The organism is Tritonibacter mobilis (assembly GCF_001681715.1).
Classification (GTDB): Bacteria; Pseudomonadota; Alphaproteobacteria; order Rhodobacterales; family Rhodobacteraceae; genus Epibacterium; species Epibacterium mobile.
Genome location: NZ_LNWY01000005.1, coordinates 304,948 through 320,531, shown reverse-complemented (window position 1 = coordinate 320,531; position 15,584 = coordinate 304,948). Strand labels below are relative to the sequence as shown.

The following is a 15,584-nucleotide window of genomic DNA, read 5'->3' as shown; positions in this document are numbered from 1 at the left end:
CGGAGACAGGAATGCAAGCGCAACAGTCCACGGTTGACCCCTCCGAAATCGCCAAATTCGAGGCGATGGCGGCTGAATGGTGGGATCCGAACGGAAAGTTCAAGCCCCTGCACATGCTAAACCCCTGCCGTCTCGACTATATTACACGTCAGATCGCCGGAGAGTTTGACCGTGATCTGACCACGAATGCTCCGTTTGTTGGCTTGAGAATTCTCGACATCGGGTGCGGTGGTGGCCTGTTGAGCGAACCAATGGCCCGCCTTGGCGCTGAAGTCGTCGGCGCGGACGCGGCAGAAGGTAACTTGCCCGTAGCCCGAATCCATGCAGAACAGTCCGGGCTCAAAATCGACTATCGCCACACCACTGCCGAGGCTCTTGCAGACGCCGGAGAGGCCTTTGACGTGGTGCTCAACATGGAAGTGGTCGAACATGTGGCTGATCCGCTCAGCTATTTGACAGCGACTGCGCAGCTGCTGAAATCGGGGGGATTGCAAATTTGCTCTACGATCAATCGCAACCCAAAGAGCTACGCCATGGCAATTTTCGGAGCAGAGGTTGTCATGCGCTGGCTACCGCGTGGCACGCATGAATGGTCGAAATTCATTACACCGGATGAGTTGTTTGAACTGTTGCAAAACGCAGGCCTTAATCCCGTGGACCGCAAGGGTTTCGTCTTCAATCCAATCCTGTGGAAATGGTCGATATCTGATCGTGATCTCAGCGTGAATTACGTAACGGCAAGCACAAAATCGTAGCCGTCTCAATAAAGCTGCAACGATATATGGTGAAAAACTCATTCTGCGGCTTGCGTGATTTGCGCTCATATACTTTAGTATACTTACGCATCCCATCGCACCGTTGTGTGGAACTGCGCACCTGAATTATTGTGGATATCAACACGTTTCCACTTTGGCTCGGTACGACGCTCCACACGTGATGAGCATGTCGCGAAGCGTGTAATTGGGGACGCACTCACACCACTCACGGCCCCACCAATTTAAAAGAGCGCTGGAATTAACCAGCGCTCTTTTTCGTTTGAGTTATGAAATGAGATCAGTCCTCGATTTCGAGTTTTCCGCGAAATTCTCGCAAAATGGGAAGCGCCGCACGCACTCGGTCTCCACCCAGTTCGGTCACCACTTCGGAAATCATCGGAATGATTGAGGCCAGCGCCGCATCGCGCGCTTTGCGACCTGCGGGGCTGATCGCAACCATTTTGCGGCGCGCATCGTCCCAGTCCGGGCGCACATGCACATAGCCTGCCACCTCAAGCTTGTTGATCGTATTCGTCATGGCGCCGCGCGTGACATGAAATGCCTTTGCCAGCTGCGCCGGAGAACGCTCCAGCCCCGCTCGGGCGAGATGGTTGAGCACCGAAAAATGCGACAGTTCCATCCCCTTGGGCAAGGCTTTCCCCAGCCGGGCGCGGGCCAATTGGTCCGCCATAAGAATTTCGCTGAACAGCGAAATGGCAAGGGAATGATTCTCATCCATCAGGGTCCGTCAAACTCCCGGTCATGGCTCAGTGAAGGGACGCGTTTGCGTGCCTTTTTCACCGCTTCGAGATCAAGGTCAACGTAGGTGTTGCCGACTTCAGTGCCTGCATCGGCCAAAACTTCCCCCCAAGGCGCAACTGCAAGGGAGTGACCGTAAGTTTGGCGGCGCGCGCCTCGGCTCGTTGGATGAACACCGGTCTGCGCCGCAGCCAGCACGAAACAGCCGGTTTCAATCGCCCGTGCGCGCAACAGGCTGTGCCAGTGCGCAGCTCCTGTGACATGACTAAAAGCGGCAGGCGCGGTCAGAATCTCCGCACCGCCCTTGGCAAGACGGCGATGCAGCGCTGGGAAACGAACGTCGTAGCAGATGGTCATGCCGATTTTGGCAAAGCCTGCATCGGCGACCACCGCCTGGGTTCCGGGCCGATAGCCATCAGATTCGCGATAGGTTTCCTCTGGTGTGACCTCCACATCAAACATGTGGATTTTGTCGTAACGTGCAGAGATTTCACCCGTGGGCGAGATCAGGAACTGCCGATTGGCGAAACGGCCATCCGCATCCTCAGTTTTCACCCCGATCGACCCAATAGAGAGCCATATCCCATGGCGCGCAGCAGCGTCACGCAGCCCCGCAAGTGTCGGATCATCGTCTTCAAGGTGCAAAACGGCGCGCTGATGTGTGCGGCTGGTGGACAGGCAGTTGGTCACCTCGGGCGTGAGAACAAACTCCGCCCCCTCCGTTACGGCGCGCGCAATCATGTCACGCGCCGTCGCGAGGTTTTCCTCTGGCATATCAGAGGAGCACATCTGCAAAAGGGCCGCTCGCACCATCAGCTTAGGCCGCCAACAACGGGTCGAGCTTACCTGCGCGATCCAGCGCATAAAGCTCGTCACAGCCTCCGACGTGGATCTCGCCGATAAAGATCTGTGGTACCGTGCGGCCCCCGTTGGCGCGCTGGATCATCTCCGATTTGCGATCAGGATCGGCCAGCACATCAATTTCAGAAAAGCTCACCCCCTTTTGAGTCAAAAGGCGCTTTGCCGCGTGGCAAAAACCGCAAAGGGGAGAAGTATAGATTTCGACCGGTTTCATATTGGTCTCCGTAGGCGTTGCTCATGGGTTTTGCGCGATGTGGGCACCTTTATCAAGCATTGCCAGAGTTTTCACGCTGCCGTGACCCGCGCGAGGACAACAATGCTCACGCCAGCTGCCCCCGCATCTATGCACGCCCGCGCACAGGCAGAAAGCGTCGACCCGCTGGTCATCACATCATCCACCAAGAGCACCTGCCTTCCGGTCAGTCGCTCACTCATCCGTGGGTTTGGCCTGATTGCATCGGCCAGAAGGGTCATCCGTTCTGCCCGGCTGCGCCCCTCCAACATTGGCGTTTTTGAGACTCTGATTAGGGCATCAGGGCAACATTCGCAGCCCTCACGCGCCGCAAGCCCCTGTGCCAGTAATGCGGATTGATTATACCGGCGCCGCAAAAGTCGTGTCCAATGCAAGGGAACCGGCACCAGGAGCGGCCTGCGGCTAAGAAGATCGCGTGCCGCACGTGCCATCCAACCGGATGCAGGCCGCGCCAAATCCGTTCTGTCTCCGTGTTTGAGCGCGAGAACCAAGCGCCGCCCCTGCCCGCCATACATGATCGCAGCCCGCCCTTGCTCCCAGTCTCTTGGGCTGCTCAAACACTCATCGCAATGTACGCTCTGCCCATCCGCCTCACCCGGGAGCGGCACACCACAGCAATCACAGACCAACCCAGAAATAAACGTCGTATCGCGCCAACAGGCGCTACACAGGCCGAAATCGCTCTCGACCAACCCGCCGCAGTTCAAACAGCGCGCGGGGTAGACCAGTGAAACTGCCGTTTGAATCCGTGCCCGCAACGTCATAGGTACACCTCATGACAAAAGAACCGATGGCTCATCCCCAGATATTTGACCGTGACGCACTGCAATTGCGTCGCGCCCGGCGCAAACCGGAGGCGATGTTTCTGCACGACTTAGCCAGAGACGAGATCGAGGATCGGCTCAGCATGGTTAAGAGAGTCTTTACCAAGCCCGCGATTATCGCGCCTTTTGCGGAGCCCTGGGCGGACCTGCTGCCGGACGCGAAGATCATCTCGGATGACGATGTTCTGGATCTGGAGCCAAAAGCGCATGATCTGGTGATCCATGTGATGGCGCTTCATTGTGCCAATGACCCGGTGGGGCAGTTGATCCAGTGCCGACGCGCGCTGCAAGAAGATGGATTGCTGCTGGTTGTAACGCTTGGCGGTCAAACCCTGCACGAATTGCGCAGCGCTCTTGCGGAGGCAGAGACCTATGTCAGCGGAGGCCTGTCCCCGAGGGTTGCACCGATGGGCGAAATTCGTGATCTCGGCGCTCTTTTGCAAAGGGCGGGATTTGCCCTCCCGGTCGCAGATCTTGTGCCCCTGACAGTTCATTACCGCGACCTTGCGCATCTGATGCAGGATTTGCGCGATATGGGTGAAACCAACACAATGTCTCAGAGGTTGCGCAAACCCACGCGCCGTGCGGTGTTTACGCTTGCCGATCACATCTACGCCCAGAACTTCGCTGCAAAAGACGGCCGGCTCGCCGCAACCTTCGAACTGGTATGCCTCACCGGTTGGTCCCCAGCCGACAGCCAGCCCCAACCCCTGCGCCCCGGTTCCGCCAAGGCACGTCTCGCGGATGCGCTGAAGGTGCCGGAGACCAAACTGCCCGAGGGCTGACGATAACCTGAGCCAATGGTCGCAGTGAGATGATCCAATTGGCCTTTCCCGCCGTATCGACGTAACACTCGACACACTATTTGTTTTCATACCACACAGGACCCTTGCCCATGCTGGATGCGACCTCAACTGCGACCCGCCCTGACAATGCCCCTGCGGATCATCCGCCGGTCAAGGCGGAGAAGGTCGGCATCCTGCTCGCAAATCTCGGAACCCCGGATCACTACAGCTATTGGCCGATGCGCCGTTATCTGAGCGAATTTCTCTCGGACAAGCGGGTGATCGATTATCCGTCGTGGAAATGGCAGCCGCTGTTGCAACTGATCATTCTCAGCAAGCGCCCCTTCGCCTCTGGTGAAGCCTACAAGTCGATCTGGAATCACGACAAGGGCGAAAGCCCGCTGATGACGATCACCAAGGACCAGACCAACGCCATGGCAAAGGCGATGGAAGAGATCTACGGCGACCGTGTGATGGTGGATTTCTGTATGCGCTACGGCAATCCTTCCACCAAATCGAAGGTCGAAAAGATGATCGCCGCCGGGTGCCGCAAGATCCTCTTTGTGCCGCTTTATCCGCAATACGCTGGCGCGACCTCGGCCACCGCAAATGACCAGTTCTTCCGCGTGTTGATGGATCAGCCCTGGCAGCCAGCGGCACGCACGATCGAGCCCTATTTCGACCACCCCGAATACATCGACGCGCTGGCGAAGTCGGTCGAGGACGCCTATGCCAAGATGGAAAAGACGCCGGACATTCTCGTCTGCTCTTACCATGGCATGCCCAAGCGCTACCTGATGCAGGGCGATCCCTATCACTGCCAGTGTCAAAAAACGACGCGACTACTGCGCGAGCGTTTGGGTTGGGACGAATCACAGATCACAACCACATTTCAGTCGGTCTTCGGACCTGAGGAGTGGCTACGTCCCTACACGGTCGAACATGTCGCGGAGCTGGCGAAACAGGGCAAGAAGAACATTGCAGTGATCGCACCGGCTTTCTCGGCGGACTGCATCGAGACGCTGGAAGAGATCAATGAGGAGATCTTCGAGAGCTTTGAGCACGCGGGCGGTGAAGACTTCACCTATATTCCCTGCCTCAATGACAGCGACGTGCATATCTCCGCCCTGTCGAGCGTTATTCGCAATAACCTCAAGGGTTGGCTCGACTGAGCTACCCTGTATGAAACAAGGGTATCCCGAGCGAGCAATAAAAAAAGGCGGCTGGAGATCCAGCCGCCTTTCTTGTTCTTTAGAGCAACGATTAGTTGCTTGCAGCAGCAGCGGCCACGATGACCAGCAGCAGCAGCGGCAGAAGGATGCCGGAAGAAGAACCGGTTGCTTCTTCTACGATAACCGGTGCTTCAACGATCGGCTCAGCCAGGTTACCAGCGGATGCAGCGGAAGCGGCAGCGACCAGTGCGGCAGCAATAACGAGTTTTTTCATATTAACCTCCAGGATACGCGCACAGCACACATATGATGTGCGCACTCAAGACTTACCTCGTGAGTTTTTTCTAAGCGGGATTCCCACCGGATTGCAATTGCTTGTTAAATGCTTCTCATCCAGCTTGCAGCGGTTGTCGTCAAATTAGCAACACCTGTGTGCCGGATCGGGTGAGTTTGTAGAGCTCTGCGATGTGTTCGTTGTAGAGACCGATGCAACCGTTAGAGGATTTGCGGCCAATTTTGCGCGTATCGTGCGTGCCGTGGATTCGATAGTACTTCCAGCTCAGGTAGAGCGCGTGCGTTCCAAGCGGGTTATCCGGGCCCGGCGGAATATACGCAGGCCACTCAGGATTGCGCTTGCGCATGTTGGGGGTCGGTGCCCATCCCGGTCCTTCGACCTTACGCACAATCTTGGTACGGCCGCGACGTGTCAGATCGTCACTTAAAGGTACAGAAGACGGGAATAACTTGTAAACACTCTGATCTTCGGACCAGAAGTGAAGCGCCCGGCTGTCAATATCCACAAGGATCGCCCCACGGCGCAAATTGTCAAAATAAGGCCGCCAGCTCTTGGCGCGAAACGAAGATATATTGCGCTTGACGCTGGGTTCTGGTTCCGGCGGCGGGCGCAGCGGATCAAAGGCCGGCTCTTCGGCATCAGGCAGCGATTGTGCCAGCGCCGGAGTCGCCAGAAGGGATGCGGATCCGGCAAGAAACTGCCGGCGTGATGTTAGAAAAGTGATTTTGCGTGTCATCAGAAAGTTCTCTCTGGCTGAGGGCTCTGGTGCGGAGCAGTCTATGGCTGGAATGCCGCAGTCGCAATTCAATCCCCTGAAATCTCGTGAAAGTGAAGCTGCCGGGTTTGCCTATAAGTCACAGGAAAGCTATGGGACGCTGTGATCGAACACTTTTAGGGTTTAGAATGACACGCGTATTCCTGCTTCTGGCTACACTGACGAGCTTTGTCCTTGCGGCATGTACAACTGGCAACGATGGCAGCGCGACCGGGACCGGTGTCTATAAGATTCGTAATGAGGAACGTACGCAGTTCCGCATGCTTGATTCTGTAAACGCTCTGCGCGAAGCTGCGGGAAACCCGGCTGTTCAGCTCGACAGCAAACTAAACGCTGCCGCTGCGACCCATTCCCGCGATATGTCCGTACAAAACCGCCCCTGGCACTTTGGCTCTGACGGCTCCTCGCCGCTCGATCGTGTGGCGCGGGTTGGATACTCCGGTGCCTTGGTCGGCGAGAACATCGCAGAAACATATGAGAACGAAGTACAGACTCTCACTGCATGGATGGAAGAAAAGGGCACCCGCTCTGTGATTATGGACGCCAAAGCGCGCAACATGGGGTTTTCGTGGTTCCAAGAATCCAATGGTAAGATCTGGTGGACTCTGCTGATGGCAGAATGATCAGACGCCGTTTATGTCTGACATAGAATCAAGGCCGCACTCAGATGAGCGCGGCCTTTTTTGTGGTCTGCAAATCTGTTGCGAGCCTGAGAAGAATGGCTCAGGGGCGCAGAGTGATGGTTGTGCCGTCATTCACCATGGACCAGATCTCTTCGATCTCTTCATTGCTCACCGCAATGCAGCCCGCTGTCCAATCTTGCGTGCGCGCCGCCCGGCGTCGGTCAGCGCGATCATTGGGCTCACCATGGATGAAGATATCACCGCCCGGACTTGCACCAAGTGAGCTGGCATATGCCCGGTCAGCAGCATTGGGATATGAAATTCCAAGCGAAAGGTAGAATTGGCTGCGAGGGTTACGGCGGTCAATACGATACGTCCCCTCCGGCGTGCGGCCGTCACCTTCGATTTGTTTGTGGCCAACCGGAGCAAAGCCCAGCCCGACCTCATATTCTTTTAGAACCTTAGTTTCATTCAACAAATACATCCTGCGGCTGCCTTTATTGATCACAATGGAAGTGACCGGAGGGCCGTTGTAACGCCGAATATTTGGGCCGCTAGAACATCCTGCTGCTCCGAGGGTGGCAAGTATACCTGCCCCGAATGTACGCCTGTGCATGGTTTTGATCTGTCCGCTCGTTTTTGTTTTGTGCTCTTGGCTTAATAATACATCAAACTTGGTTAAGAAAAGATAATCACTTTTGCGTCTTTTCATCCTGAAGCCGCGCGATCCGTGCTTCGATCGCTTCCAGACGTGTCAGCACCTGATCTCGATAGGCATCGGTGCGTTCGCCTTCTTCTTCAGAATGCGCATCCTGCATAGAATTCACGATCAGACCCACCAGCAGGTTCACCACTGCAAAGGTTGTGACCATGATAAATGGTACAAAGAACGCCCAGGCGTAGGGGTAGACATCCATCACCGGCCGCACGATCCCCATCGACCAGCTCTCCAGCGTCATAATCTGAAACAGCGAGTAGGCCGAGAGAGCGAGGCTGCCGAACCATTCCGGGAAGTTATCCCCAAACAGTTTCGTGGCCATGACAGAGCCAATGTAGAAAATGATCGCCATCAACAGGAACACCGACCCCATGCCGGGCAATGCGGTGATGAACCCTTCGACCACACGGCGCAGGCGCGGTGCGACGGAGATCACGCGTAGAACACGCAAGATCCGCAGCGCCCGCAACACGGAAAAGCCCTGAGCACCTGGCACCAATGCAATGCCAACGATCAGGAAATCGAATATATTCCAGCCGTTTACAAAAAACCTCAACCGCCGCACGATCAGTTTGGCCGCGATCTCCAGAACAAAGATGATCAAACACAGCTTGTCGATCAACAAAACCAGATCCCCAGCACGCGCCATGATCGTATCGGAAGTTTCCATTCCCAATGTCACCGCATTCAGCAGGATGACGGCGGTGATGAACCGGCTAAACCCATCGCTGTCCAATACGGATTTCATTCGATCAATCATTTAAAAGGCGCTCCTTAGGATTCGGGGTCAGGACAGGCTCAACGACGCTGCAAGCTCCGTATGCGATGACCAACGGAACTGGTCAACGACCTGCACCCAATTCAATCTATACCCAGCGGAAACAAGCACTTCGGCGTCGCGGGCAAAGGTGATCGGGTTACAGGACACATAGGAGATAGTGGGCAGCTTTGCTTTCGCCAACTCCTGGACTTGCGCCTCCGCGCCAGCGCGTGGCGGATCAATCACCACAGCATCATAAACCTGCCCAAACTTGCGCAGATCCTCGACAAGGAGTGGGTTACGGAACAGATCGCGTGTCTCAGTGGTGACTTTTTTCAAACCCTGCGCTTTACGCCAACCTTGCTCAAGCGCTTGCATCATTTCACGCTCACCTTCGACCGCGTGAACCTCGGCACCCGTCGCCAAAGGCAGCGAAAACGTACCGGCCCCGGCAAAAAGATCCACGATGCGGCGGGCACCGCCTACGGCATCCCGCACTGCTGATACCAGCGCCGCCTCACCTTCAGGTGTCGCTTGCAAGAATGCGCCGGGTGGAGGGCAAACGCACGCAACGCCGAACCGCTGTGTCGGTGGCTGCTCCATGCCCAGAGGTTCATCATCCCATGTAAGCCGCGCCAGCTTGTGGCGCTCCACCGCCTGCGCCAACTGAATGCGCAACGGCCCATCGAGCGGTTTGCCATTGCGAACCAACACATCGAGCCCCACCTCTGAAGTCGTGATCGTCACAGACAAGGGGGCTTTGCGGCTGGCACCAATAATCGCCAGATCCTCAGCCATAGGCAGCGCAGCTATCAGATCAGGAGCCAAAAGATGGCAATCGGGTATCTCTGTGATGACGTCCGAGGCCCGTCCGTGAAAGCCTGCCATAGCACCTTTCTTGGTCCGTTTAACCGCAATCGTCGCGCGCCTGCGGGAGTGCGCCGGTGAGGTCAAGATTGGCTTGAATTCAGTCTCTAACCCGCGTGATAGCAGGGCGTTTCGAACGATATCCGTCTTCCACTGCGCCACAAAATCATCGCTTACGTGCTGCAGCTGGCAACCACCACAAGATTTGTAGTGGCGACACGGCGCTTGAACGCGATGTTCTGAGGGATGTTCAATTCTAATGTCAGTGAGGGATTGCCCCTGCACAACACCGGTGACGATCTCTCCGGGCAAGGTGCGCGGTGCAAACAAAGGACCCGAGGCGATCCCGTCGCCCTGGTGTCCCAAACGTTCAATCGTGGCTCTGGTTCTGGCTGCGTCTGTCATGCGCCTGCATTACCGCGAGAGCGGAATTGGCAAAAGCCAGAAAACGCGTGGATCCGAATTACTCTGCGGCGGCGCTGGTGTCTTGCTCGGTTCGAATGAAGCCACCAGACTGCCGGTGCCAGAACTGCGCATAAAGCCCGTCGCGCTCTAGCAGCTCATCATGACTGCCTTGCTCGATGATCCGACCATGATCCATGACGATAATCCGGTCCATTTCTGCAAGCGTTGAGAGCCGGTGTGCAATCGCAAGCACGGTTTTTCCCTCCATCACCCGCGTCAGGGCTGATTGGATCGACGCTTCTACCTCAGAATCCAAGGCCGAGGTAGCCTCATCCAGCACCAGAATGGGCGCGTCCTTTAAAATCGCACGCGCAAGCGCAATGCGCTGGCGTTGCCCACCGGACAATTTCACCCCGCGCTCACCAAGGTAGGCCTCATACCCGGTGCGCCCCTTCCCGTCCTCAAGATCAATGATGAACTCATGTGCTTCTGCTGCGCGCGCGGCCGCAATGATGGCATCACGGCTGGCATCTGGACGACCATAGAGAATATTGTCGAGCGCTGAGCGATTGAACATCGCTGTTTCCTGCGTGACCATACCGATCTGGCTACGCAGTGAGTTCTGGCTGACATCGGAAACATCAGCGCCATCAATAAGAATACGGCCTTTTTCCGGCTCATAGAGCCGCAACAGCAGTGAGACCAATGTCGACTTACCCGCCCCGGATGCCCCAACGATGCCGAGTTTCTCGCCAGGATGAATGGTCAGGGACAGGTCTGAAATCCCCCCGACTTCGCGCCCATAGCTAAAACTCAGGTCCTCAAGAACGATCTCTCCCGCATCAACTTGAAGTGCGCCAGCATCTGGTGTGTCCTCAATCCGGTCGGGGCGTGCCAGCGTTTTCATGCCGTTTTCAATCTCGCCCACATTGGAATAGATCCCCATCAACGTGAAACTGACCCAGCCTGTCATTTGCGCAATCCGGATCGATACCGCCCCAGCCGCAACGATATCCCCTTCGCTCGCGCTGCCATTCTGCCAGAGCCAAAGCGTCGCACCAATCAGCAGAACCGGCAAAACCCCGGCAAGGGTCATCAGGCAAAACCGAAAGGATGCCGACAAATACCCGAACTCCAGCGCTCGTTCCCGGAAGGTCACCATTGCATCCTGCGCGCCACGTTCTTCGTGATCCGCATGGGCAAAGAGCTGCACGGTCTTGATGTTCGTAATTGTGTCGACAACCTGCCCAGATACATTGGCCCGCGCGCCTGCTCGTTTAGCGGAGCCCTTGCGAATTCGCGGCAAGAACCAGCGGATCATGGCAAAATAGCCAATAAGCCAAATCCCAAAGAGCAGCGTAATGCACAGATCAACCGCGCCCAGCAAGACCATAGCCCCCGCAAGCGACGCAAGCGCGAAGGCCACAACATTTATCACCTCTGACACGACAGACGTAACAGCGCTGGCGGTCTGCATCTGCTTTTGAGCGATGCGTCCGGCAAAATCATCATCAAAGAACCGCACCGACTGGCCCAGGGTCCAGCGGTTGAGCCGGGACAAGACAAGCGGATTTACGTTTGGTTGCAGAATGATAGCATTAGTCGCGGCGGACAGGCCAAACAGCACCGGCCGCACCAGCAAGAAAAACGCAAGAGCGGCAAAGATAATCGCAATATTGGCACCGAAAAATCCTTCGGGCCCGCTGGCGACCGCCGTGTCGATAACTTTGCCGAGGATATAGGCCGTACCCGCCTCCAACCCGCCTGCCAGTGCAGAACAGATCGCCGCAACACCAAGCATCAGCCATGCCCCGGACAGACACCAGCGCAAGAATGCGCCAAGTGTCTGCGGCGGTGGACCATCTGCAGGTTGGAACGCGTCGATCAGGTTTCCTAGCTTCATTCTGCTGCCTCTACATTCAGGAACCCGCCCGATTGGCGCGCCCAGAATTGTGCATATAGGCCGCGATCCGACAAAAGCGCCTCATGTGTGCCTTCTTCGACGATTTTTCCCTGATCTAGCACCAGAATACGGTCCATCTGCGCAATGGTGGAGAGCCGGTGCGCAATAGCAATTACTGTTTTGCCTTCCATCATACCGTAGAGCGTTTCCTGAATGGCCGCCTCGACCTCAGAATCCAGCGCCGATGTGGCCTCGTCCAGAAGCAGGATAGGAGCGTTCTTCAGGATTACCCGCGCGAGTGTCACACGCTGACGCTGACCGCCCGAGAGTTTCACCCCGCGCTCGCCCACATGAGCATCATAACCTTTGCGACCTTGCGGATCCTCAAGATCGAGAATGAAGTCATGCGCATGCGCTTTCCGAGCTGCCGCGATCATGTCTTCTTCTGATGCGTCCGGGCGACCATAGAGCAGGTTATCCCGCACAGAGCGATGCAGGAGCGAACTGTCCTGCTGCACCATGCCGATGTGCTGGCGCAGGCTGTCTTGCGTCACCGTTGAAATATCCTGACCGTCGATCAGTATGCGCCCCTGTTCGGTGTCATAGAACCGCAGGAGCAGCTTCACCAAAGTTGACTTTCCTGCCCCAGATCGCCCAATTAGACCCACTTTTTCACCGGGACAGATTGTGAGGTTCAGCTGATCAAGCCCCCCAACACCACGGCCATAGTGGTGCGAAAGATGGTCAAAGGTGATTTCACCCTTGGTCAGTTGCAATGGCTTTGCACCCTTGGCATCGGTCAATGTAATTGGCTGGGCAATCGTCTCCATCCCCTCGGACACCACACCAAGTTGACGGAAAAAGCTCGTGAGTGCCCACATGATCCAACCGGTCATGGAGTTCAGCCGAAGGGTCAGTGCTGTCGCGGCTGCAACGACACCCACAGAGGCCAGCCCCTGCATCCAGAGCGCAATCCCCCAGCCTACAACCCCCACAATCAACAGGCCGTTTAGCAGCACCAGAACACCATCCATGATGGTAAAAATCCGCATCTCGGCCTGAAATGTGGTGCGTGTGTTCTCGATCGCATCACGCGCGTAATCGAGTTCACGGTTGTGATGGGCAAACATCTTTACCGAGTGAATGTTGGAATAGCTGTCCACGACGCGCCCGGTCACAGTCGACCGCGCGTCCGACGCGGCCTGACTCGCGGGGCCGACCCGTTTCACTGTCCAGCGGATCAGCGCGCCATAAAGGACAAACCAAATGACCAAAGGCATCAGAAGCCGGGGATCAGCCCCCCAAAGCAAAAGCGCCGCACCAACCAGATAGGCAAGCGCGAAGGTGATTGCATCAAAGACCTGAAAAACGACCTCTCCGGCAGCAGGTGGCGTCTGCATGATCCTGTTGGCGATACGTCCGGCGAAGTCATTTTCAAACCAACCAACCGATTGGCGTAAAACATGTTTATGTGCCCGCCAGCGGATCAGCGTACCAAAATTTGGCAAAATCGTATTGTTCAGCAACAACACATCAATGAGCTGCAATGCCGGACGAAGAAGCAAAACAAACAGCGCCATCAGGATCAGCTCAGTGCCGTGATTACTCCAGAATTCTTCTGGTGACCCTGCAAGGATATCAACGACCCGTCCCATATAGGAAATCAGTCCGATCTCAATCGCAGCAACGATGATAGACATCACGCCGGCCGCACAGAACACGGACTTAAACGGCTGCGCATAGTCGCGCATAAACGGCCAGAGTTTGGTTGGCGGAGTGTCCGTTTCCGGATAGTCGCAATAGGGGTTTACGAGGTTTTCAAAGAAGCGAAACATGGTGTTGCTCCATCAATTTGAGCAAAGAATAGAAAAATGCGATGCGCATGGCGAAAGGCGGCGACCGAAGTCCCCGGTTCACCCTACGGGCAGGACTCGGACGTTAAATGTCGTTCCAGATCCCGTAATACATCAGCATTCCTCCTGCCATCGTCGTTTCACGCCCTTATGGGTAGCGCGGCAAAATCGTTTTGTCACGCTTTTAGGGCCATGAAATTTTTCTGACAGTTTACTTAGTGTATGTCAGGCAGGCGCTCTATCAGCTCTTGTTTGTCCATTTGAAAGCCACTCGCGATCCACTCAGCCTCTAGCGTTTTGAGCGCGTGGCCCAGCGCGGCGCCCTGCACAAAGGGCAGCAAATCCTGAGCGGAGATCGGGAACTTAGCTGATGCACCTAGCGCGATACTAGGCTCTAACTGGGGAGATAGTGGCGTTTCCAGAAGAGCCGAGCGCAACATTAGGGCGCGTCTGGCAGTATCTACGTCATGGCGATACGCAAGCTCTGCCCCGCCAGCCATACCCTCCGCCAATTGTCGCAAAAGCCTCACTCGCGCCGCTGTTGACTTACTCAACCGAAGGGTGTCTTGAATACTATCTCCGCCCAGCGCTGCAAGGCGGGTTTCCGCCTTAATGGGCATACCGGCCTCTAGGTGTATGAGAGGCGCAAGCGCACGATCGTCCGCGCCGGGCAAAACATGTGCCAACACACCGATCTGGCGCATGGTCGCAATCGAAGGTGCAGGGTCCGCAGCACTGAGCAGTTTCATCATCTCGGAACCGACACGTTCGCGCGACAAGTGATCCAGCCCTTCCTGCGTCTCGGCAATCGCGCCCAGCGCCTCGGGATCGAACCCTTCGGCGGCATCGCCATACCAGCTGTGGAACCGAAAATATCGCAAGATGCGCAGATAATCTTCGCGGATGCGTTGGGTTGCGTCTCCAATGAACCGTACTCTGCGGGCGCGCAGATCATCCAGCCCTCCGAGTGGGTCAACGACCTCACCGTTCGGGCGGGCGTAAAGCGCGTTCATGGTAAAGTCACGCCGCCGCGCATCCTCCGCGATATCTGTCGCAAAGGCCACGACGGCCCGACGCCCATCCGTCGCCACATCCTTGCGAAAAGTGGTAATCTCAAAGGGGATGCCATCCGCGACGACCGTCACGGTCCCATGATCAATTCCCGTCGGTATCGCCTTAAGGCCCGCAACGGTCGCAGCCTCAACTACCCGCTCAGGCTCAACGTTCGTCGAGAGATCCAGATCCGAGACCGGTTCTTTCAGCAGGGCGTTTCGTACACAGCCACCGACGAAATAGATCTCCGCTTTGGCCGCAGTCAACGCATCGCAAACCGCGCGGGTGGGAGCTGAAGTTAGCCAAGGCTGATCTATTTTCATCGAATATCCATCATCGCAGCAAAACCGCGCAACATGCGCGCTGTCGCCCCCCAGATGTAATAGGGACCGAATGGCACCGCAAAGTAATACCTCCGCGTGCCGCGCCAACGGCGGGATTGCACCTGATATCGTTCAACATCAAGGATGTGCGAGAGTGGCGCGCGGAAAATCTCTGCCACTTCGCCTGCCTCTGCGCGTGCTTCAAACGGCTGTTCAATCAATGCAACCACTGGTGTCACCTGAAACCCTGTCACGGTTTCGTGGCTGGACAGATGTCCGAGTATCTTTGGCAACTCACGAGGCAGCGCGATTTCTTCCCACGCCTCTCGCAAGGCAGCATCCGTGACGTCCCGATCACCTGCGTCCACTTTGCCACCGGGAAACGCAATCTGGCCCGGGTGGTGTTTAAGGGCGGAGGAGCGTTTGGTCAAAACCACCTGTGGTGCAGCGCCGAAGGTCTCAATCCCGACCAACACACCCGCGGGGCGTAATTTGCGCCCTTCTGGCAGTACAGTGTCGGGGTTGAGATCAAAATCAGACGTTGCCGTCTGAGAGCGCGCCAGCGCCTTGGTGATTTTCTCCTCAAGCGCTGACACAGGA

The 15,584-nt window shown here is 56.4% G+C and carries 17 protein-coding genes; 4 read left to right on the top strand and 13 right to left on the bottom strand.

Going from position 1 to position 15,584, the window contains the following annotated elements:
• Positions 1-11: 11 nt before the first annotated feature.
• Positions 12-755 (top strand): bifunctional 2-polyprenyl-6-hydroxyphenol methylase/3-demethylubiquinol 3-O-methyltransferase UbiG, encoded by a 744-nt coding sequence (gene ubiG, locus UB90_RS05620; RefSeq protein WP_065325561.1) that lies wholly within the window; start codon positions 12-14, stop codon positions 753-755.
• Positions 756-1,053: 298 nt separating this feature from the next.
• Here ubiG and UB90_RS05615 read toward each other — a convergent pair whose 3' ends face one another.
• From UB90_RS05615 to UB90_RS05600, 4 genes are all read right to left on the bottom strand, one after another.
• On the bottom strand, positions 1,054-1,494 hold the full coding sequence (locus UB90_RS05615; RefSeq protein WP_005618801.1) for a MarR family winged helix-turn-helix transcriptional regulator: 441 nt from the start codon (positions 1,492-1,494) through the stop codon (positions 1,054-1,056).
• The gene (locus tag UB90_RS05610; protein ID WP_081285528.1) at positions 1,494-2,327 is read right to left on the bottom strand and encodes a carbon-nitrogen hydrolase family protein; all 834 of its coding nucleotides are present in this window, start codon (positions 2,325-2,327) and stop codon (positions 1,494-1,496) included. The genes UB90_RS05615 and UB90_RS05610 overlap by 1 nt, the downstream gene beginning before the upstream one ends.
• A gap of 4 nt (positions 2,328-2,331) precedes the next feature.
• Complete coding sequence (gene grxC / locus UB90_RS05605) at positions 2,332-2,589, bottom strand: glutaredoxin 3 (protein ID WP_005618799.1); 258 nt, start codon at positions 2,587-2,589, stop codon at positions 2,332-2,334.
• Positions 2,590-2,660: 71 nt separating this feature from the next.
• Positions 2,661-3,392 carry a ComF family protein gene (locus tag UB90_RS05600; protein ID WP_065325562.1) on the bottom strand — a complete coding sequence of 244 codons (732 nt, stop codon included), beginning with the start codon at positions 3,390-3,392 and terminating at the stop codon, positions 2,661-2,663.
• A gap of 11 nt (positions 3,393-3,403) precedes the next feature.
• On the opposite strand from UB90_RS05600, the gene UB90_RS05595 reads away from it, so the two are divergent.
• Positions 3,404-4,237, top strand: a complete 834-nt coding sequence (locus UB90_RS05595) for a class I SAM-dependent methyltransferase (protein ID WP_065325563.1) — start codon at positions 3,404-3,406, stop codon at positions 4,235-4,237.
• 110 nt (positions 4,238-4,347) lie between these two features.
• The gene (hemH, locus tag UB90_RS05590) at positions 4,348-5,409 is read left to right on the top strand and encodes a ferrochelatase (RefSeq protein ID WP_065325564.1); all 1,062 of its coding nucleotides are present in this window, start codon (positions 4,348-4,350) and stop codon (positions 5,407-5,409) included.
• A gap of 91 nt (positions 5,410-5,500) precedes the next feature.
• Here the strand turns inward: hemH and UB90_RS05585 are convergent, their stop codons facing one another.
• Both UB90_RS05585 and UB90_RS05580 read right to left on the bottom strand, forming a co-directional pair.
• Entirely contained in the window at positions 5,501-5,683 is a 183-nt protein-coding gene (locus UB90_RS05585; RefSeq protein ID WP_005618794.1) for a hypothetical protein, read from the bottom strand.
• A gap of 139 nt (positions 5,684-5,822) precedes the next feature.
• The gene (locus UB90_RS05580) at positions 5,823-6,440 is read right to left on the bottom strand and encodes a L,D-transpeptidase (protein WP_009177647.1); all 618 of its coding nucleotides are present in this window, start codon (positions 6,438-6,440) and stop codon (positions 5,823-5,825) included.
• A gap of 167 nt (positions 6,441-6,607) precedes the next feature.
• On the opposite strand from UB90_RS05580, the gene dalA reads away from it, so the two are divergent.
• Positions 6,608-7,102: a divisome-associated lipoprotein DalA gene (gene dalA, locus UB90_RS05575; protein WP_065325565.1), complete on the top strand. Its 495-nt coding sequence runs from the start codon at positions 6,608-6,610 to the stop codon at positions 7,100-7,102.
• A 100-nt stretch (positions 7,103-7,202) separates the two neighbouring features.
• Here the strand turns inward: dalA and UB90_RS05570 are convergent, their stop codons facing one another.
• The 7 genes from UB90_RS05570 to UB90_RS05540 form a co-directional block, all read right to left on the bottom strand.
• Entirely contained in the window at positions 7,203-7,718 is a 516-nt protein-coding gene (locus UB90_RS05570) for a L,D-transpeptidase family protein (protein ID WP_039983420.1), read from the bottom strand.
• A 76-nt stretch (positions 7,719-7,794) separates the two neighbouring features.
• Complete coding sequence (locus UB90_RS05565; protein ID WP_065325566.1) at positions 7,795-8,580, bottom strand: ion transporter; 786 nt, start codon at positions 8,578-8,580, stop codon at positions 7,795-7,797.
• 27 nt (positions 8,581-8,607) lie between these two features.
• Positions 8,608-9,852 carry a class I SAM-dependent RNA methyltransferase gene (locus tag UB90_RS05560; RefSeq protein ID WP_065325567.1) on the bottom strand — a complete coding sequence of 415 codons (1,245 nt, stop codon included), beginning with the start codon at positions 9,850-9,852 and terminating at the stop codon, positions 8,608-8,610.
• Positions 9,853-9,910: 58 nt separating this feature from the next.
• Positions 9,911-11,755 (bottom strand): ABC transporter ATP-binding protein, encoded by a 1,845-nt coding sequence (locus tag UB90_RS05555; RefSeq protein WP_065325568.1) that lies wholly within the window; start codon positions 11,753-11,755, stop codon positions 9,911-9,913.
• Positions 11,752-13,590 carry an ABC transporter ATP-binding protein gene (locus UB90_RS05550; protein ID WP_065325569.1) on the bottom strand — a complete coding sequence of 613 codons (1,839 nt, stop codon included), beginning with the start codon at positions 13,588-13,590 and terminating at the stop codon, positions 11,752-11,754. The genes UB90_RS05555 and UB90_RS05550 overlap by 4 nt, the downstream gene beginning before the upstream one ends.
• A 233-nt stretch (positions 13,591-13,823) precedes the next feature.
• Positions 13,824-14,984 (bottom strand): CCA tRNA nucleotidyltransferase, encoded by a 1,161-nt coding sequence (locus tag UB90_RS05545; protein WP_065325570.1) that lies wholly within the window; start codon positions 14,982-14,984, stop codon positions 13,824-13,826.
• Positions 14,981-15,580 (bottom strand): CoA pyrophosphatase, encoded by a 600-nt coding sequence (locus UB90_RS05540; protein ID WP_065325571.1) that lies wholly within the window; start codon positions 15,578-15,580, stop codon positions 14,981-14,983. The genes UB90_RS05545 and UB90_RS05540 overlap by 4 nt, the downstream gene beginning before the upstream one ends.
• Between the last annotated feature and the right edge of the window lie 4 nt (positions 15,581-15,584).